The sequence below is a fragment of the Cellulosimicrobium sp. XJ-DQ-B-000 genome, assembly GCF_031119065.1.
GTDB lineage: Bacteria > Actinomycetota > Actinomycetes > Actinomycetales > Cellulomonadaceae > Cellulosimicrobium > Cellulosimicrobium funkei.
This window is the reverse complement of the sequence record NZ_JAVHYN010000002.1, coordinates 175,215-194,002: the sequence shown is the minus strand read 5'-3', so window position 1 is coordinate 194,002 and position 18,788 is coordinate 175,215. Positions and strand designations below refer to the sequence as shown.

Annotated in this window: 17 protein-coding genes; 9 read left to right on the top strand and 8 right to left on the bottom strand. The window is 75.7% G+C overall.

Features of this window, described 5'->3' with window-relative positions; translation table 11 throughout:
* The first annotated feature begins 36 nt into the window (after positions 1 to 36).
* The 6 genes from RDI86_RS04735 (at position 37) to RDI86_RS04710 (ending at position 3,641) form a co-directional block, all read left to right on the top strand.
* A complete protein-coding gene (locus RDI86_RS04735) occupies positions 37 to 687 on the top strand; it encodes a hypothetical protein (RefSeq protein ID WP_076403451.1) in 651 nt (216 codons plus the stop codon).
* Positions 688 to 730: 43 nt separating this feature from the next.
* Positions 731 to 1,330 (top strand): secretion system protein, encoded by a 600-nt coding sequence (locus tag RDI86_RS04730; protein WP_308820834.1) that lies wholly within the window; start codon positions 731 to 733, stop codon positions 1,328 to 1,330.
* A gap of 103 nt (positions 1,331 to 1,433) precedes the next feature.
* On the top strand, positions 1,434 to 2,237 hold the full coding sequence (locus tag RDI86_RS04725) for an aminoglycoside 3'-phosphotransferase (protein ID WP_308820833.1): 804 nt from the start codon (positions 1,434 to 1,436) through the stop codon (positions 2,235 to 2,237).
* A gap of 309 nt (positions 2,238 to 2,546) precedes the next feature.
* Complete coding sequence (locus RDI86_RS04720) at positions 2,547 to 2,753, top strand: DUF4244 domain-containing protein (RefSeq protein WP_021483237.1); 207 nt, start codon at positions 2,547 to 2,549, stop codon at positions 2,751 to 2,753.
* A 4-nt stretch (positions 2,754 to 2,757) separates the two neighbouring features.
* Positions 2,758 to 3,147 carry a TadE family type IV pilus minor pilin gene (locus RDI86_RS04715; protein WP_076403449.1) on the top strand — a complete coding sequence of 130 codons (390 nt, stop codon included), beginning with the start codon at positions 2,758 to 2,760 and terminating at the stop codon, positions 3,145 to 3,147.
* A complete protein-coding gene (locus tag RDI86_RS04710) occupies positions 3,132 to 3,641 on the top strand; it encodes an Rv3654c family TadE-like protein (protein ID WP_308820832.1) in 510 nt (169 codons plus the stop codon). The genes RDI86_RS04715 and RDI86_RS04710 overlap by 16 nt, the downstream gene beginning before the upstream one ends.
* A 208-nt stretch (positions 3,642 to 3,849) precedes the next feature.
* Here RDI86_RS04710 and RDI86_RS04705 read toward each other — a convergent pair whose 3' ends face one another.
* Positions 3,850 to 6,405, bottom strand: a complete 2,556-nt coding sequence (locus RDI86_RS04705; protein WP_308820831.1) for a DEAD/DEAH box helicase — start codon at positions 6,403 to 6,405, stop codon at positions 3,850 to 3,852.
* A gap of 100 nt (positions 6,406 to 6,505) precedes the next feature.
* On the opposite strand from RDI86_RS04705, the gene RDI86_RS04700 reads away from it, so the two are divergent.
* Entirely contained in the window at positions 6,506 to 7,153 is a 648-nt protein-coding gene (locus RDI86_RS04700; RefSeq protein WP_076403448.1) for a hypothetical protein, read from the top strand.
* Between the two features lie 107 nt (positions 7,154 to 7,260).
* Here the strand turns inward: RDI86_RS04700 and RDI86_RS04695 are convergent, their stop codons facing one another.
* Complete coding sequence (locus tag RDI86_RS04695) at positions 7,261 to 8,652, bottom strand: M18 family aminopeptidase (protein WP_374990515.1); 1,392 nt, start codon at positions 8,650 to 8,652, stop codon at positions 7,261 to 7,263.
* A 69-nt stretch (positions 8,653 to 8,721) separates the two neighbouring features.
* Here RDI86_RS04695 and RDI86_RS04690 point away from each other — a divergent pair, with 69 nt between their 5' ends.
* On the top strand, positions 8,722 to 9,471 hold the full coding sequence (locus tag RDI86_RS04690; protein WP_308820830.1) for an alpha/beta hydrolase: 750 nt from the start codon (positions 8,722 to 8,724) through the stop codon (positions 9,469 to 9,471).
* Between the two features lie 141 nt (positions 9,472 to 9,612).
* On the opposite strand, the gene RDI86_RS04685 is transcribed toward RDI86_RS04690, so the two are convergent.
* The 4 genes from RDI86_RS04685 to RDI86_RS04670 all read right to left on the bottom strand — a co-directional run bounded on the left by RDI86_RS04685 (position 9,613) and on the right by RDI86_RS04670 (position 13,080).
* Positions 9,613 to 10,422, bottom strand: coding sequence for a hypothetical protein (locus RDI86_RS04685; protein WP_308820829.1), 810 nt, complete (start codon positions 10,420 to 10,422; stop codon positions 9,613 to 9,615).
* A gap of 12 nt (positions 10,423 to 10,434) precedes the next feature.
* Positions 10,435 to 11,016: an RNA polymerase sigma factor gene (locus RDI86_RS04680; RefSeq protein ID WP_061266584.1), complete on the bottom strand. Its 582-nt coding sequence runs from the start codon at positions 11,014 to 11,016 to the stop codon at positions 10,435 to 10,437.
* Between the two features lie 121 nt (positions 11,017 to 11,137).
* On the bottom strand, positions 11,138 to 12,547 hold the full coding sequence (locus tag RDI86_RS04675) for a hypothetical protein (protein WP_308820828.1): 1,410 nt from the start codon (positions 12,545 to 12,547) through the stop codon (positions 11,138 to 11,140).
* Positions 12,544 to 13,080, bottom strand: coding sequence for a sigma-70 family RNA polymerase sigma factor (locus tag RDI86_RS04670; protein ID WP_061266586.1), 537 nt, complete (start codon positions 13,078 to 13,080; stop codon positions 12,544 to 12,546). Before RDI86_RS04670 ends, RDI86_RS04675 begins: the two co-directional genes overlap by 4 nt.
* Before the next feature lie 234 nt (positions 13,081 to 13,314).
* Here RDI86_RS04670 and RDI86_RS04665 point away from each other — a divergent pair, with 234 nt between their 5' ends.
* Positions 13,315 to 15,630: a sodium-translocating pyrophosphatase gene (locus RDI86_RS04665; protein WP_114553775.1), complete on the top strand. Its 2,316-nt coding sequence runs from the start codon at positions 13,315 to 13,317 to the stop codon at positions 15,628 to 15,630.
* A gap of 66 nt (positions 15,631 to 15,696) precedes the next feature.
* Here RDI86_RS04665 and RDI86_RS04660 read toward each other — a convergent pair whose 3' ends face one another.
* The gene (locus tag RDI86_RS04660) at positions 15,697 to 17,994 is read right to left on the bottom strand and encodes a glycoside hydrolase family 3 N-terminal domain-containing protein (RefSeq protein ID WP_308820827.1); all 2,298 of its coding nucleotides are present in this window, start codon (positions 17,992 to 17,994) and stop codon (positions 15,697 to 15,699) included.
* 123 nt (positions 17,995 to 18,117) lie between these two features.
* Positions 18,118 to 18,753, bottom strand: a complete 636-nt coding sequence (locus RDI86_RS04655; protein WP_308820826.1) for a TetR family transcriptional regulator — start codon at positions 18,751 to 18,753, stop codon at positions 18,118 to 18,120.
* Positions 18,754 to 18,788 lie beyond the last annotated feature (35 nt).

The following is an 18,788-nucleotide window of genomic DNA, read 5'->3' as shown; positions in this document are numbered from 1 at the left end:
TGCGGCGCGGACGGTGCGCGGTAGGGGAGTACGCGCATGACGGTCGTCGTGGGTCTCCTCGTCGGTGCCGCGGTCTGGTGCGCCACGGCCCGGGGCGGCCGGTCGGCGCGCCAGGTCGTCGGACGGTCGGCGTCGCGGTCCGTGCGGTGGCCGGTCCTGCGCCGCCCCTCCCGACCCCAGGCGGTACCCGAGCTCGTGCGCGTCGTCGTGACGCAGGTCGGGGCGCTCCTGCGGTCCGGAGCCGCGCCGGGCGTCGCGTGGGGTCGTGCGGTCGGCGTCCGGGTCGACGGCGGGGGTGTCCCGCGGGTCGCGGACCTCGCGCCGCACGTCGGCGGCCCGGCGACGGCGCGTGCCCTCGTCGTGGCGTGCCGGCTGGCCGCGGAGCTCGGTGCGCCGCTCGCGACCGTGCTCGACGAGGTCGCCGCGTCCGTGGCCGCGGACGCCGAGGCGCGGGCCGAGCGGGAGGCGGCGCTCGCCGGACCGCGCGCGACCGCCCGCGTGCTGCTCTGGCTCCCGGTCGTCGGGGTCCTGCTCGGCTACGTGCTGGGCGCCGACCCGCTCGGCACGGCGACCGACGGCGGCCTCGGGACGGCAGGCGTGCTCCTCGGGGTCCTGCTGCTCGTCGCGGGCCGCACGTGGTCAGCTCGGCTCGTCGAGCGGGCGCGCACCGCGGGGGACGACCGGTGACCGCCCGGGGTGTGGCGCGGCCCGCCCGGGGAGGAGGTAGCCGATGACCCTCGTCCTCGTGGCGCTCTGCGTCCTGGCGGGCGTGGCGCCGTGGTGGTCCGCGCGCACGGAGGCCGGACGGCGCGCCGTCGCCGTCGGGCGGGCAGCGCCCGAGCCCGACGATCCCGCCGACGGCCCGGGCGGCCGACGGCGCCGGGGCGACGACCGCGAACCCGGCATCGAGACCGGGGTGCTCCTCGAGCTGCTCGCGGCCGCCGTCGGGTCGGGTGCGGCGATCCCGCGAGCGCTCGACGTCGTCGGGTCGTGCGTCGGGGGCCGCGACGGTGCGGGGTTGCGCGCCGCCGGCGCGGCGCTCCTCCTCGGGGCGTCGTGGGATGGCGCCTGGGCGGGTGCACCGCCGCGGCTCGGGGTCGTGCAGCGCGCGTTGCGGCCCGCGTGGCTGCACGGCGCTGCTCCGGCGTCGTCGCTGCGGGCGGCGGCCGGGGCGTCGCGCCAGGACCGGACCGGAGCGGCCAAGGCTGCCGCGGCGCGGCTCGCCGTGCACCTCGTGCTCCCGCTCGGTGCGTGCTTCCTGCCCGCGTTCGTGCTCGTCGGGCTGCTGCCCGTCCTCGTCTCCCTCGGGGCGGGTCTGCTCTCCGGATAGGCGTCGGAGGTCCGGAGGCAGAGGCGGGCGTCGGTGTTGTTTTCGGGCCGGGGCCGGGGCCGGGGCCGGGGCCGGTGTCGAGTCGGGTCGCTACGGTGGCCGCATGGACCCGTCCCCTGTCTCCGATGTGCCTGCTGCGCTCCGGGACGACGCCTGGCGGGACGTCGGGAGCGGCGAGTCCTCGGCCCGCGTGCTCGTCAGCGCGGACGGCGCACGGCACGCCAAGGTCGTGGGCCCGGACCAGGCGGCCGACCTGGCGGACGAGCGGGACCGCGCGCTCTGGGCGGCTGAGCGCGGGATCGTCGTCCCCGAGGTGCTGGCGTGGGAGGACACCGGGGAGCAGGCCGTCCTCGTGACGCGCACGGTGCCGGGCGTGCCCGCCGACACGGTCCGCCCCGACGAGGTCGACCGCGCCTGGACGAGCGTCCTCGCGGCGGCGCGGACCCTCCACGACCTCCCCGTGGTCGACTGCCCGTTCGACCGGAGCCTCGACGCCATGGTCGCCCTCGCCCGCGACGTGGTCGACGGCGGCCGCGTGCACCCGGAGTTCCTGCGGCCGGAGCAGGAGTCCCGTGACCCCGCGGACCTCCTCGCGGAGCTCATCGCCGAGCTGCCGTGGCGGCAGGAGCAGCAGGCGACGGACCTCGTGGTCTGCCACGGCGACCTGTGCCTGCCCAACGTCCTGCTCGACCCCGAGACGCTGGAGCTCCGCGGGTTCGTCGACGTCGGGCGGCTCGGGGTCGCCGACCGGCACGCGGACCTCTCCCTCCTCCTGGCGAACGCCCAGGACACCTGGCCGGAGCACGCGCGTGCCCTGGAGGAGTCGCTCGCGCCGCGCTACGGGTCCCCGGTCGACCCGGGCAGGCTCCGCTTCCACCTCGAGCTCGACCCGCTCACCTGGGGCTGACCGCGCCCCGGTTGGCTGGGGCTGGTCTATCGACCCGTCGCCGGGGGTGCTGCTCGCGCGACCTGACGACGGGTGCTGATCGTACGACGGGTTGCCGGTGGCTCGACCTTTCGACTGGGTGCTGATCGTGCGACGGAGTGCTGGTGGCTCGGCCCGTCGACGCGGGCGGAGGGCGCGCTGCCGTGCACAGGTCGTCGTCTTGAGAGCCCCGTCCACTGACGCCCCGCGGTGGGGTGCGTCAGGTCTGCAGGTCCCGGCAGGGTCTCCCCGACCGCCCGCACGACGCGGGCCACACGAGGGGAGCCGGAGATGACACGACAGCCGCGGCGCGCGCTCGCGCGCCTGACGGGGACGAGCACGGGGCAGGACGGCGAGGCGGGACTCGCGACGGCGGAGTACGCCATCGCGACGGTCGCGGCGGCGGGCTTCGCCGGGCTGCTCATCGTCGTGCTGAAGAGCGGCGAGGTGCGCGAGATGCTGCTCGGCATCGTGCGCAGCGCGCTCTCGCTGGGCTGAGCCCGTGCGACGGGACGCCGGGGCGGAGAGCCGCCGGCCGAGGGGTCGGGTCCGTGAGGGCGGCGAGCGCGGTGCGGTCACGGCCGAGCTCGCGGTCGCCCTGCCGGCGGTCGTCCTGGTTCTCGTCGTGGTCCTCACCCTCGCCGCGGCGGCGGGCGCCCAGATGCGCTCCGCCGACGCGGCGAGGGCCGCCGCCCGCGCGGTGGCCATCGGTGAGGACGACGCGACCGTGCGCGCGACCGCGCTCCGGGTCGCCGGAGCCGGCGCGACGGTCGGCGTGCAGCGCGGCGACCCGTGGGTCGAGGTGCACGTCACGACGCCCGTCGTGGGCGGGTGGCTCGCCGGGTCGCCGTTGCGCGCGAGCGGCGCGGCCGTCGCATGGGCCGAGCCGTGATCGCGGCGCGGCCTCCGGAGGGACGGTGCACCGAGACCGAGACCGAGACCGAGACCGAGACCGAGACCGAGACCGAGACCGAGACCGGGACCGGGACCGACGGACGACCGGGTGCGAGGCCGGCGGCGGCTGACCATCTCGACGTCGAGCACGGAGCAGGCACGGTGCTCGTGCTCGGGGTCGTCGCGGCGGTCCTCGTGCTGGCGCTCGCGCTCGCCGGGCTCGCGCAGGCGCAGGCGGCGCGTGGCACCGCTCAGACCGGAGCCGACCTCGCGGCGCTCGCGGCGGCGACGGCAGTCCGCGACGGGTGGGAACCCTGCGGCCGGGCGCGCGAGGCCGCGGCGCGCAACCGGGCCGTGGTCGTCGCGTGCACGGAGCAGGGCGCCGGGGTCGTCCGGGTGGACGTCGAGTCGAGAGCCGGCGTGACGTTCCTCGGCGCCACGCTCGGCCGCGCGACCGCCGCCGCACGGGCCGGCCCGGCGAGCGCGCGATGAACGGTCGCCACCGTCTGCTCCGGCTCGGCACACGCGAGAGGCCGGCGCTCCTGACACGGGCCGGCGAGGGCGCGACGAGGGTCCGCGACCGGCACGGTCAGCGGTCCGCCGGGTCGTGCGAGCGGAGCGTGACCTGGGGAGAGCGGCCCTTCGCGCGGCGGGAGCGACCGGACGGCACCAGGCCTCGACCTTGCGGAGGTGCCGTGCCCTATCGCGGGAGACCTGCGGTCCGTCCCGCAGTGTCGGCGTCGGCTTCAGCTGCCGTGGCCGGGGCGTGCGCCAGCACGGCATCGAGCAGCCGGACGGCGGCGGCCTTCTCGAGCGGGGCGTTGTACGACCCGCACTTGGGCGACTGCACGCACGCCGGGCAGCCGTCGTGGCACGGGCAGCGGGCGATGGCGTCGCGCGTCGCGCGGAGCCAGGTCGCGCCGAGCTCGAAACCGCGCTCGGCGAAGCCGGCCCCGCCGGGGTAGGCGTCGTGGACGAACACGGTGGCCTCGCCGGTGTCGGCGTGCAGCGCGGTCGACACGCCGCCGAGGTCCCAGCGGTCGCACGTCGCGAGGAGGGGGAGCAGACCGATCGACGCGTGCTCGGCGGCGTGCAGCGCACCGGGCAGCTCGTCGGCGTCGACGCCCGCCTCCTCGATCACGGAGGCGGGGACGGTCCACCAGACCGCCATCGTCGGCAGCGTGCGCTCGGGAAGGTCGAGGGTCTCCGTGCCGAGGACCTGCATGTCGAGGAGGCGGCGTCGCTGGAAGCTCACCACCTGGGAGCACACGTCGACCGGGCCGTAGCCCCAGCCGACCGGGCCCCAGCTGCGCTCGACGACCTCGCGGCCCGTCGCGACGTCCCCGTCCGTGGGCTCGTCGACGATCGTGATGGACGTGGTCGACCGGGACCACGTGCCGTGGTCGACGTCCTGCCGACGCACGAGCGCGACGTGGTCCGCGAGGTCGAGGTGCTCGACGACGTAGGTGCGGCCCTGGTGGACGTACACCGCGCCGTCGTGCACGGAGCCGTCCGCGGAGGCGGCGTCGACGGTCCCGAGCAGCCGGCCGGTGCGTGCCTCGGCGACCCGGACGGGCGCGCCGCCGGAGCCGCGCAGGTCGGTCATGCCCGACGCGGGCTGCGCGTGCGTCCAGTACCAGCCGGACGCCCGGCGGCGCAGGGCGCCGCGCGCGACGAGCACGTCGAGGAGGCCGCGCACGACGTCGGGCGTGCCGAACGCGGCGAGGTCCTCGGACCGCAGCGGCACCTCCGCCGCCGCCGCGCACAGGTGCGGCGCGAGGACGTAGGGGTTCGCGGGGTCGAACACGGTCGCCTCGAGCGGTGCGTCGAACACCGCCTCGGGGTGGTGCACGAGGAACGTGTCGAGCGGGTCCTCCCGGGCGACGAACGCGACGAGGCCGTCGGCGCCCGCCCTCCCGGCGCGGCCCGCCTGCTGCCACACCGACATGCGGGTGCCGGGCCAGCCGGCGATGAGGACGGCGTCGAGCCCCGAGATGTCGACGCCCAGCTCGAGCGCGTTGGTCGTCGCGAGGCCGAGCACGTCGCCGGTGCGCACCGCGTCCTCGAGCTCGCGCCGCTCCTCGGGCAGGTAGCCGCCGCGGTAGGCGGCGACGCGGCGCACGAGCCGGGGGTCGACGACGCGCACGCTGTCCTGCGTCTGGACCGCGACGGACTCCGCGCCGCGGCGCGAGCGCGTGAACGCGAGCGTGCGGGCGCCCGCGATGACGAGGTCGGCGAGCAGGTCGGCCGTCTCGGCGGTGGCGCTGCGGCGCGGGTGCTCCGGCCCCTCGGCGGGCGTCGCGACCGCCGGGTCGTCGTCGTGACCCTCCGCGGGGCCGTCGTCCGCGGACGCCTCGAAGCCCACCACGACGGGCGGCTCCCACAGGGCGAACGTCTTGCGCCCCGCGGGGGAGGTGTCGCGCGCGACGGTCACGACGTCGTCGGGCTCGACGCCGACGAGCCGCGCCGCGCTCGTGGCCGGGTCGGCGGTCGTCGCCGACGCGACGACGAACGTCGGAGGCGGGTCGTCCTCGCGCGCGTAGTGCGCCGCGAGCCGGCGCAGGCGCCGCAGGACGAGGGAGACGTGCGCGCCGAACACCCCCCGGTAGGCGTGCCCCTCGTCCACGACGACGTACCGCAGGTCCCGCAGCAGCCGCGTCCAGCCGCGGTGGTGCGGCAGGAGCGCGAAGTGCAGGAAGTCCGGGTTGGTGAGCACGACGTCGGCGTGCTCGCGCACCCACCGGCGCTCGTCCTGCCCGGTGTCGCCGTCGCACGTCGCGACCCGCACGTCGCGCGTCCCGGCGGCGTCGAGGAGGCGCTGGAGCCCGGAGAGCTGGTCGGCCGCGAGCGCCTTCGTGGGCGAGAGGTAGAGCACGGCGCCGCGCCGTGCGACCGACTCGATGCGGCCGGGGTCGAGCACGCGCGTCGCGGCGTCGGCGCGCACGGCCGTGAGCGCCGGGAGCCAGAACGCGAGCGACTTGCCCGAGCCCGTGGAGGTCGCGAGCGCGACGTGCCGGCCCGACCACGCGGCGTCGGCCGCCTCGACCTGGTGCTCCCAGGGGCGCTCCACGCCGAGCGCGCGGTACCCGGCGACGAGCGACGCGTCGGCCCACGCGGGCCACTCGCCCTGGGTGCCGGGGCGCGCGGGCAGCTCGCGCACGTGCCGCAGCCGCTCGTCGCGCCGTCCGCCCGCGCGCAGCACGTCGAGCAGCGTCGCGCTCGTCGGTCGCGGGGAGGTGGTGGGGGCGTGCAGCACGTCTCCGAGTGTCCCACCTCGGGCCCACGGTTCGGCCGAGGGCCGTGCTCGGGACCTCCGGCCCTCGCGCGGGGAGGGGCGCACGGCCGACGATCGACGCATGGCAGCGTGGCGTGGGATCCGGGTCCTGACGACGACGGCGCTCGCCGCCGGGGCGCTCCTGCTCACCCGGCGCATGACCCAGACGTGGGGCACCTGGGAGGGCGAGCACGAGTGCGTGCTCCCCGGCGACGACCTCGTCCCCGACGCGCGCGCCGTCGTCGCGACGCGGGCCGTGACGGTCGGCGCGCCGCCGGCCGACGTCTGGCCGTGGCTCGTCCAGCTCGGTCAGGGGCGCGGCGGCTTCTACTCCTACGACGCGCTCGAGAACCTGGTCGGCCTGGGCATCCGCAGCGCGGAGTCGATCGAGGAGCGCTGGCAGGGCCTCGCCGTGGGCGACGACGTCCACCTGGCCGACGAGGCCGTCCTCCGGGTGGCGGCGCTCGAGCCGGGCTCTCACCTCGTGCTGCTCGGCGCGCCGGGGCCAGGGCAGCCGGACACCATGCCGTTCCGGTTCTCGTGGGCGTTCGTCGTGCGACCGCTGCCGCCGGGGTCGGACGGCACCCCGCGGTCGCGCCTGCTCGTCCGCGAGCGGTATCTGCCGCTGGGCGCCGCGGGCCGCGCGGTCGTCGAGGCGGTACAGCCGGTGAGCTTCCTCATGACGCAGAAGATGCTGCGCGGCGTCCGCGCCCGCGCCGAGCGCCCCTGACTGGTCCCGACCAGGCGATCGCGGCTGCCCGACCAGGCGGTCTTGGTCCGTCCCGCGCCCAGGACGAACCAGAACCGCCTGCTCGGCCGGTGGGGTGGGCCCGGACCTCAGCCTTGGAAGATCTTGAGCACCGCGCGCGAGAGGTACCACGGGTCCACGACGGCGGTGAGCTCGCGCGCGGAGTGCATCGAGAGGATGGGGACCCCGACGTCGACCGTGCGGATGCCGAGGCGGGTCGCGGTGAGCGGCCCGATGGTCGAGCCGCACGGCACGGTGTTCTTCGAGACGAACTCCTGGCTCGGCACCCCGGCCCGGGCGCAGGCGCGCGCCCACGCCGCGGCGCCGTGCGCGTCGGTCGTGTAGCGCTGGTTCGCGTTGATCTTGAGGATCGGCCCGCCGCCGGCGAGCGGCCGGTTCGCGGGGTCGTGCCGCTCCGGATAGTTCGGGTGGACCGAGTGGCCGACGTCGCTCGACACGCACAGCGACCCCGCGAGCTGACGGTGCCGCTCCTCCTCCGTCGCGCCGAGGCCGGCCGCGACCCGGTCGAGCACGTCCGCGAGGAACGGGCCGGACGCGCCGGAGCGCGACTCCGACCCGATCTCCTCGTGGTCGAACGCGGCGAGTACGGGGATCGCAGCGCCCTCGACGGGCCGGTCGGGCGTGCCCGCGACCTCGAGCAGCGCGACGAGACCGGCGTGCACCGACAGCAGGTTGTCGAGCCGCCCGGACGCGAGGAACGCGTCGTGCGCGCCGAACACGCGGGGCGACTGGGTGTCGGCGACCACGACGTCGTACCCGGCGACCTCGCTCGCCCGCACGCCCGCGTGGTGCGCGAGCTCGGCGAGCACGTCCCCGCCGCTCGTCCCGTGCGGCGCGCCCGCGACGTCGGACCCGGCCGGACCCGACGCCGACGCGAGGCCCCACACGGGCTGCGTGTGCTGCTGCTTGTCGAGCGTGAGCCCGTCGTTCGCGGCGCGGTCGAGGTGGATCGCGAGCTGCGGGATGCGCAGCAGGGGGCCCGTGCGCACGAGGTGCTCCTCGCCGTCGGCCGTGACGAGGCGACCGGCGAGCTCGAGCTCGCGGTCGAGCCACGAGTTGAGCAGCGGGCCGCCGTAGATCTCCACGCCCGCCTGCCACCAGCCCTCGCGGCCGACGCTCGGGCGCGGCTTGAGCTTGAAGCCGGGCGAGTCGGTGTGGGCGCCGAGGATCGCGAACGGCGTGGTCGCCGTCGCGCCCGCGGGCACGGCCCAGGCGATCACCGCGCCGTCGCGCACGACGACGTACCGCCCGCCCGCGGGCCCGTCGCCCTCGGTCACCGACGGCCAGGCCGCGGTCTCGTCCAGGCGCTCGAAGCCGACGGCCTCGAGCCGGCGCGCGACCTCGTGCGCCGCGTGGTACGACGACGGGGACGCCTCGACGAACGTCGCGAGATCGTGCGCGTGGGCGAGGGCGCGGTCGTGGAGGGTCGGGTCGGTCACGGGGGTGCTGGGCGTCGACACAGGCTCCACCCTACGCACGCCCAGGAGCGCTCCGTAGGGTGGTCGCGCACCGCGAGAGAGGGAGTCCGCATGACCTGGGTCGTCCTGCCGGGCCTGGCGCTCACGCCCGAGGACTTCGCCCCGCTCGCGCGCGCCCTCGGCACCGCGTCCGGCACCGACGACGTCCGCGTCCTCGACGCGTGGCGCGTGCCCGTGACGGGACCGGTCGACGTGGTGCGGGAGGGCCTGGGCGTCGACGGGTCGCGGCCCGTGGACCTCGTGGGGCACTCCGTCGGCGGACTCACCGCGATCGAGTGGGCGCTGCGGCACCCGGACGAGGTCCGCCGGCTCGTGCTCCTCGACCCGACGAGCCCGTGGGAGGCCCATCTCCCGGCCCTGCACACGGGACGGGTCACGGCCCGGGCCGGCACCGCGGCGGCGGGCGTGCTCGCGACCGGGCTCGCCGTGACGGGCGCGAACCTGCGCCGCGTGGGCGTCCGGGTCGTCACGCGCGCCCCGGACCGCCTCCCGCACGACGTCGCGCACGCCCGCTACGGCTCGCGCGAGGCGTGGACTCTGCTCGCCCACCAGTGGTTCGCGAGCTGGGAGCAGGCGCCGCGCGTGCGCGACCTGCTCGACGACGGCCGCCGTCTGCCCGCGGGCGCCGAGCCGCTGCTCGTCACCGGGCTGCGGGCGAGCGCCCGGTTCCTGCGCGCGCAGCGCGAGCTGTCGGACCGGCTCGGGGTCCCGCGGGTCGGGCTCGCGGGGGAAGGCCACCTCTACCCGCTCACCCGGCCCGACGCCGTCGCGCGCCTCGCGCTCGGCACGACCGCTCCGTAACGGGCGCCGGTCGGGCGGGTCACCGCCGCGAGTGATCGACCCGTCGCGCACCGACGCCGCCGGCCCGACGCTCGCCGCGATGACGACAACCTCTCGTCTCCCGTGTCCGTGAGTGTCGTGTCGGCGAGCGACGTCGGGTCGTCAGCCGACATCCCCGCGCGAAGCGGGTGTCTCTGCAAGCCAGGGCGACCGGCCGCCGACGCCGTCGAGCGTCGCCCGACGGTCTGCCACCTCGATAGTGACGGGCCCCGCGAGGACGGGAATCTCGCCCGTCCCGGGCAGGAGCGTCGCCCGGGCGTACACGTCGTACGCGCCCGGTGCGAGGGGGCCGCCGGACTCGCACGAGACGAAGTGCACGCCGACCCGGGGACCGGAGGTGCCGTTCGCCTCGGCGGACTCCTGGGACGGGACGACCGCTTCGCCGGGAACGCCGACGACCTCCAGCCCTCGTGCGGCGACGAGGTCCACGTCGACGAGCCGCACCGTGTCGCCGGGGCGGCTGGACCCGCTCGTGACGCGGAGCATGCCGTTCCAGCGGGACCCGGCGGCGACCTGGGTGTCTCCGTCGAGGGCCACGGCGTAGGCGGGGATGAACGGGGGACTGTCGGGCCCAGCCTCCGGCAGGGGGTCGAGGTCCACGGTCGTGCCGCACGCGGCGGCGACCGGCGTCGGGGGCTCCGCAGGCAGCGGCCCGCGCGTGTCCCACGCGGGGAGCTGCGTCGCGCCGAGGGCGAGCAGGGCCACGACACCGAACGCCGCGGCGCCGAGCGCCGTCCTCTTCGCCGAGCGTCGCCGCCGCACGCGGGAGCGGACGGCGTCGAGCCGGACCGGGACGTCCGCCGAAGCTGCGGGTGCGTCATCGGCGATCGTGCGCAAGGCGCGCGCGAGAGCCTCCCCGTCTCCCGGGGGCGGGGGCGACTCCCGGTCGTCGCGCGCGTGGTGCGTGATCATCGTGCTCGCCTCTCAGCGGGGTGGTGATGCGGGTCGGGCGTTGGCGCGGTCGTCGTGCAGCGCGCCGTGCATCGCCGCCATGGCGTCGTGCAGGTGACGCTTGACGGTGCCCTCGGCGCTGCCGAGGGCGGCCGCGACCTGCGGCACGGTCAGGTCCTCGAAAAACCGCAGGACGACGCACGCGCGCTGTCGTGGTGTCAGCCCGGCGAGAGCCGCGGCGACGTCAGCACGCGCGGTGGCCGGGGCCTCGGGACCACGCGCGGCGTCGTCCGTCGCGACGAGGTGCCGCACGCCCGTCCACCTCCGTCGTCGCCGGTAGCCGTCGAGGTAGAGCGTGAGGATCGCGCTGCGCACGTACCCTTCGGTGCTGACGATCTCCGGCCGCCCCGGCGGGTCCGCGTCGAGGTCGACGGTCCGGACGGCGCCGGGCCGCCCCTTCAATGGTCTGCGCAGCTGCGAGAACACCTTGACGAGCGCATCCTGAACGAGGTCCTCCGCCTGCTGCGCGTCGCCGCACAACAGGTAGGCGTAGCCGTTCAGCGCACGACCACGCCGGGCCACCAGGTCGCCCAGCTCGTCGTCCCACCGTGCCACGCCCGTGCTCCCTCGCCGTCCTCGACCCGTCTGCCCGATCATGACGTCCGCCGGACCGGAACCGTTGGGGGGCGACCGCGAGCGGTCGACGGAGCGCGGTTCTCCCCAGTGCTCTGAGCGGTCAGGAGATCGTGAGCCGGACCGGCGCGGACACGAGCCAGCCCTTGTGGGGGCTGCCATCCGTGGTCTCGGCGCCCCAGGAGCCGTCGAGCTGCTGGAGGGCGTACGACGTGACGACCCAGGGGTGCACCGCCTGCACTGTGTATTCGCCGGGCGGGAGCGAGTTCCCCGAGGGCAGTCCCCACTCGCAGGCCACCGTAGCCCCGACAGCATGATCAAGCTGCTCGGTCGCGCCCGGCTCGAGGACCGTGTACGCCTCGGAGTCGGTGGCCGGTGCGGTCGAGCTGACGATCACGCCGTCCCGAGAGACGACGTACGCGCGGACCCAGCGGAAGTCGACCGTCTCGGTGCGCGCCGTGGGCAGCCCGGCGAGCCGCACGGGCAGGGTGCTTTCGGTCCCGGTCACCACCGAGAGAGCCTCCGCGGTCTCGAGCCGTGCGAGGAGCTCGTCGCCCGTCGGGGCCGGCGCGGGCATGCCGCACCGGAGGTCCTCGTACGACAGCGCTGCGGGGAACGTCGTCGTCGGGCCGGGGAACGCGCCGGGCACCGGGTCGGTGGCCGGCGGTGCCTCCATGTACGGATCGGGCGCGACCGTGAACGGCACTGTCGCGGACACGAGCCAGCCGTCAAACAGCGGTTCGCCGCCGGGGGAGGTGACGGGCTCGCCCCAGGCACCGTCGTGCTCGAGAGCGTACGACGACACGAGCCAGGGGACGACCACCGCGAGCTCGTAGTCGCCCGGCGGGAGCGACGGCGAGTGATCCGTGACGCCGGTGGGGTCGCAGGAGGCGAACGAGTCGATCGACGCGGCGAGGTCGAGCACGTCGCCCTCGGCGAGATCGACCTGCGGCGCCCCGTCCAGGTTCGAGGGCGTCAGGGACGACGCGATGAGCCCGTCCTGGACGACGACGTACCCGACGAGCCCGGCCGGGTCCAGGGCGCTGACCCGCGCGCTGGCGTCGACGGAGACGCGGGCCGTGACCTCGACGAGGTCGGGGGACGTCACGGAGACCGCGGCCGGGGCGACCGACGCCGTCGCGAGCAGGTCCGTGCCCGTCGCCGCCGGTGCGGGCGCGCCGCACTGGAGCGCGTCGGTCGTGACGGGCGAGGGGAACGTGGCCCGGTGCGTGGGTGTCGGGCTCGGCGTGGGCTCCGGGCTCGGCGCCGGAGCGGGCATGACGGGGCGCGGATCGTCGTCGAGCAGGGCGCTCGCGCCGACGCCCACGACGGCGACCGTCAACACGGCGGCGGTGCCGACGACGAGCCCGGCGCGGCGGCGGCGGACACGCCGTACCGCGCTGTGCAGGCGCTGACCGGCGACCGCGTCGTCGGTCGTGGGCTGCACCGCGTCCGCGGCGGAGCGCAGCGCCCGCTCGAGGTCGAAGGGCTCGTCGGTGATGGGCCGGTTCATCGCGCACCTCGCAGGTTCTTCACGGTCAGGTCGTCGTCGTCGGTCGCTCGGACCGGCCCGAGCCGGGCCGCGAGCTTGGTGGTCGCGTCGCTGAGGTACCGCTTGGCGGTCCCTTCGGTGATCCCGAGCTGCGCGGCGACGTCGCGGACGGGCAGGTCGCTGAAGTACCGCAGGACGACGCACGCGCGCTCCCGCGGCGAGAGCGTGGTCAGCGCCTCCAGGATGTCGAGGCGCACCTCGGGAAGGGCCGGCCCGTCCACCTCGGGGCGCGGGCCGAGGAGGTGGCGCACGCCGTCCCACCGCTTGCGACGGCGGGTCCCGTCGACGTATGCCGTGAGGATCGTCCGGCGGACGTAGCTCTCGGCGAGCTGGAAGTCCGTCGCCGCCCGCCCGCGGCGAAAGGTCCGGAACAGAGCTTCCTGGACGAGGTCCTCCGCCTCTGCGGCGTGCCCCGTGAGCAGGAAGGCGTACCCCACGAGCGCCCTCCGCCGGGTGCGGACGATCTCGTCCAGCACCGTTTCCCAACGCGCCATCGCGCATGCCTCCTGCCTGTCGTGAACACCGTCGCCCCTCTCAACGCCCGCCGCGAGAGTTCGGTTGGGGCCACATCCTGACTTTCACCCGACCGCTCGCCGGAGTCGGGCGAAAGACGCGCTCGTGACGTCCTGCACGAGTGGTCGTGACGTACGACACACGTGCGTAGACTCACCCCCATCGCTCCGGCAGGGGACCGGCGCGACGGTCGCGCGGTTCGTCAAGGAGGACGGATGCTCACGCTCGGTACGGAAAGTCTCACCATCGTCGCGGTCATCGCGGCGATCGCCCTCGTGGCCCTCGCCTTCGCGGTCGTGCTGCGCAGACAGGTCCTCGCCGCGGACGAGGGCACGGCGAAGATGCAGGACATCGCCCAGGCCGTGCAGGAGGGTGCCGGCGCGTACCTGAGCCGCCAGTTCCGCACGCTCGCGCTGTTCGCGGCGATCGTCTTCGGCCTCCTGTTCCTGCTGCCGGGCGACGGCGGCATCCGCGTGGGGCGCTCGGTCGCGTTCCTCGTGGGCGCCGGGTTCTCGGCCGCGATCGGCTACCTCGGGATGTGGCTCGCGGTGCGCGCGAACGTGCGCGTCGCGTCGGCCGCGACCCGGCCGGGCGGACGCTCGGAGGGCGCGCGCATCGCGTTCCGGACGGGCGGCGTCGTCGGCATGTCGGTCGTCGGCCTCGGCCTGCTCGGCGCCGCGGGCGTCGTGCTCGTCTACAAGGGCGACGCCCCGGCGGTGCTCGAGGGCTTCGGGTTCGGCGCCGCGCTGCTCGCGATGTTCATGCGCGTCGGCGGCGGCATCTTCACCAAGGCGGCGGACGTCGGCGCGGACCTCGTCGGCAAGGTCGAGCAGGGCATCCCCGAGGACGACCCGCGCAACGCCGCGACCATCGCGGACAACGTGGGCGACAACGTCGGCGACTGCGCGGGCATGGCGGCCGACCTGTTCGAGTCGTACGCGGTGACGCTCGTGGCGGCGCTCATCCTCGGCAAGGCGGCGATGGGCGAGGAGGGCCTGGTGTTCCCGCTCGTCGTGACGGCGCTGGGCGCGCTCGTCGCGGTGCTCGGCGTGTTCATCACGCGCGTGCGCGGCCAGGAGAACGGCCTCAAGGCCATCTACCGCGGGTTCTACCTCTCGGCGCTCATCGGCGCGGTGCTCGCCGCCGTCGCCGCGTTCGTCTACCTGCCGTCGTCGTTCGCCGCGCTCGACGGCACGGCCGACCTCGGCGACCTGTCCGGGATCGCGGCCGACCCGCGCGTCGTCGCGAGCCTCGCCGTCGTCATCGGGATCGTCCTCGCGGGCATCATCCTGTGGATCACGGGCTACTTCACCGGCACGACGTCGAAGCCCACCCTGCACGTGGCGGCCACCTCGCGCACGGGCGCGGCGACGGTCGTGCTGTCGGGCATCGGGGTCGGGTTCGAGTCGGCCGTGTACACGGCGGGCGTGATCGCCGCGGCGATCTGCGGGCTGTTCCTCCTCGCGGGCGGGTCGGTGTGGCTCGCGCTGTTCCTCGTCGCCCTCGCCGGGTGCGGCCTGCTGACGACGGTCGGCGTCATCGTCGCGATGGACACGTTCGGTCCCGTCTCCGACAACGCCCAGGGCATCTACGAGATGTCGGTCGGCGAGTCGGGCGACGGCGACGCAGAGGCCGCGCAGATCCTCACGGACCTCGACGCGGTGGGCAACACGACGAAGGCGATCACCAAGGGCATCGCGATCACGACGGCCGTCCTCGCGGCGACCGCCCTGTTCGGGTCGTACGCCGACGCCGTGAGTCACGCGCTCGCGGACGTGCAGGGCGTCGGGAGCGGTCTCGTCACGGCGATGCTCGACTACCAGATCATCTCGCCCATCACGCTCGTGGGCGTGATCCTCGGTGCCGCGACGGTGTTCCTCTTCTCAGGTCTCGCGATCGACGCGGTGACCCGGGCCGCGGGCGCGATCGTGTTCGAGGTGCGCCGCCAGTTCCGCGAGCACCCCGGGATCATGACGTTCCAGGAGCGTCCCGAGTACGGCCGGGTCGTCGACATCTGCACGCGCGACTCGCTGCGCGAGCTCGCGACCCCCGGTCTGCTCGCCGCGTTCGCGCCCATCGCCGTCGGCTTCGGCCTGGGCGTCGGGCCGCTGGCCGGCTTCCTCGCCGGTGCGATCGGCGCGGGCGTGCTCATGGCCGTGTTCCTCGCCAACTCGGGCGGCGCGTGGGACAACGCGAAGAAGATCGTCGAGGACGGCGCGTACGGGGGCAAGGGCTCGGAGGCGCACGCCGCGACGGTCATCGGCGACACGGTCGGCGACCCGTTCAAGGACACCGCCGGCCCGGCGATCAACCCGCTCATCAAGGTGATGAACCTCGTGTCGGTGCTCATCGCGCCCGCGGTCGTGCTCATGAGCGTGCCCGAGGACGCGAACCACGTCCTGCGCATCGCGATCGCGGTCGTCGCGGCCGCCATCGCGTTCGGCGCCGTGATCATGTCGCGGCTGCGTGCGGCGCGCGTCGACCGCGAGGAGTCCGCCGTCGAGCGGGAGCGCGTCGCGACGGGCGCCTGAGGCCCGGCCGCCGCAGACGACGGAGGGCGCCCGGGTCGACCCGGGCGCCCTCCGTCGTGCGCGGGACTAGCCCGCGACGGTGAACGACGCGCGCAGGAGCGCGTCCTCGCGCGACGACGGTCCGACGCGCAGCTCGAACGCGCCCGGCTCGACGACGCGGCGCCCGCGCGCGTCGACGAGCGTGCAGTCCACCACGGGCACCTCGAGGCCGACGGTCGCCGACTCGCCCGGCGCGAGGTCCACCTTGCGGTAGGCCTTGAGCTCCTTCTCGGCCCACGTCACCGACGTGACGGTGTCGCTCACGTAGACCTGAACGGTCTCGCGCACGGGACGAGGCCCGGTGTTCGTCAGCGTGACCTCGGCGCGCACGACGTCGTCGGGCCCGTGCTCGGTGCCGAGCACCCGCAGGTCGGCGTACTCGACGGTGGTGTAGCTCAGGCCCTCGCCGAACGCGAACGCGGGGCTCTGCGTGAGGTCGGCGTAGCGGACGCCGTGCTGGCCGCGCACCACGTTGTAGTGGGTGGGCTGCTGGCCGGCGTGGCGTGCGAACGAGATCGGGAGCCGGCCCTCGGGCTCGATCAGCCCGAGCACGAGCTCGGCGACGGCCTGGCCGCCGCGCATCCCGGGGTTGGCCGCCCAGACGACCGCCGCCGCCGCGTGCGCCGACGGCGGCAGGACGAGCGGCTTCGACGCGACGACGACCACGACCACGGGGGTGCCGGTGGCGACGAGGGCGTCGAGCAGCGCGACCTGGCCGCCGACGAGCTCGAGCGTCGCGGTCGAGCGCCCCTCGCCCACGAGCTCGATGCGGTCGCCCACCACGGCGACGGCGAGGTCGGCGTCGCGCGCGGCGGCGACGGCCTCGGCGATCAGCGCGTCGTCGGGCGCGGCCGGGACGACGACCTGCGGCCGCGGCTGCCCGTCGGGGAACAGCTCGCCCTCGGGGTCGGGCGCGAGCGTGAGGATGTCGGCGCCGCGCGCGTGGGTCACGGCCCAGCCCTCCGGGGCGAGCGCGCGGAAGCCGTCGAGCACGGTCGTCGTCATCTCGCGCGGGTGGCCGTCGGGCAGCCAGTCGGCCTGGCCCGACGCGCCCGCCCAGTCGCCGAGCTGCGTGTGGTCGTCGTCCGCGTTCGGGCCGACGACGGCGATCCTCCGGGCGGGCGCCCCGGCCGGGGCGAGGGCCCGGCCGTCGGGCGTCCCGGCGTCGTGGTCGAGCCCGCCCGCGAACGGGAGGGTGCCGTCGTTGGCGAGGAGCACGAGGGAGCGGCGCGCGACCTCGAGGTTCACCGCGGCGTGCTCGGCCGACGCGATGACCGCCTGCTGGCGCGCGACGTCCGGGCGACGCGGGTCCTCGAACAGGCCGAGGCGGAACTTGAGCGTGAGGATGCGCCGGACGGCGGCGTCGATCGCCGCCTCCTCGACGAGGCCGCGGTCCACCGCCTCGAGCGCGCCCTCGAAGAAACGCGGAGTCGTCATGACCATGTCGTTGCCGGCGCGCACGGCCGCGGCGGACGCGTGCACGTAGTCGGGCTGGATGTGCTGCTCCCAGACCATGCGGCCCACGTTGTCCCAGTCGGTGACGAGCGTGCCGGTGTACCCCCACTCGCCGCGCAGGACGTCGTCGAGCAGCCAGCCGTTCACGGTGACGGGCACGCCGTCCATGGACTGGTAGCCGAGCATGAACGTGGCGCAGCCCTCGCGCGCGACCCGCTCGAACGGGGGCAGGAACCAGGACCGGAGCTTGCGCTGCGAGATGTCGGCCTCGCTCGCGTCGCGCCCGCCCTGCGTCTCGGAGTAGCCCGCGAAGTGCTTCGCCGTAGCGAGGACGCCCGTCGGGTCGGACAGCCCGTCGCCCTGGTAGCCGCGGACCATCGCGGACGCGAGCTCGCCGATGAGGAACGGGTCCTCGCCGAACGTCTCGTCGACGCGGCCCCAGCGCAGGTCGCGGGCGATGCAGAGCACGGGGGAGAAGGTCCAGTGGACGCCGGTCGCGGCGACCTCGACCGCGGTCGCGCGCGCGACCTGCTCCACGAGCGCGGGGTCCCACGTCGCGGCCATGCCGAGCTGCGTGGGGAAGATCGTCGCGCCGACCCAGAACGAGTGGCCGTGGATGCAGTCCTCGGCGATCAGCAGGGGGATGCGCAGCCGCGTCCGCCCGGTGAGCTCGTGCGCGGCGAGGACGTTCTCCGGCGACGTGTGCAGCAGCGAGCCCGCGTGCTTCTCCAGCACCGCGGGGCCGACGCCGTCGCGCGCGTCGAGCTGGAGCATCTGTCCGACCTTCTCGGGCAGCGTCATGCGGGCGAGGAGGTCCTCGACGCGGTCGGCCACGGGCACGGCGGGGTCGAGGTAGGGCAGGGTGCTCAAGGACGGTCCTTCCACGGCGGCGGCGACGGCACCCGGCGGCGCCGCGGGTGCGGGCACGGCGTCGGCGGACCGGGCGCCGTCACTCTACCGGAAACCAAGTAACTGGTCAGTAAGTTTGCGCCGTCAGTGCCAGTGGTCGAGGAAGCGGGCGACGGTCCGCGTCGCGTGGTCGAGCACGTGGCCGTCCTCCGCGGCGGCCCCCGAGAGAAGCGCCGCGTCCACGACGTGCGCGACGAGGTCGGTGTCGGTCACGTGCCCGTGGCCCGACGCGTCGAGCACCGTCCGTGCAGCCGCAAGCAGGCGCGGGCGCGACGCGCGCATGATCGGCCGCAGCGCCGGGTCCCGCATGGCCGTGAGCATGGGGTCGAGGCGCACGTCGACCACCGAGTCGTCCACGTGCGGGGCGTACAGCGTCTCGATGAGCTCGCGCGCCGTCGCGGCGCTCGAGCGACGCCGGTGGGCGAGGGTGTCGGCGTGCTCCTGCGCGGACGTCGCGCGCACGTCCTCCGCGGCCTCGACGGCGGCGGCGACGAGCGAGGCGCTCGTCGGGAAGTAGTACGACGCCGACCCCTGCGGCACGCCCGCGGCGCGGGCGACCTGCCGGTGGGTCACGGCGGCGAAGCCCTGGTCGATGAGCAGGTGCGCGGCGGCGTCGACCATCGCGCGCTGTCGCTCCGCGCTGCGCCCCTGCACCGTGGTGCGCGCGCCCCGCGCGCCGCTCGTCGCCGACCGGTCCCGGGCACCCGCAGCGTCGTCCACGCGGCCATCGTAGTGAGGAATAACCTATACGTGCG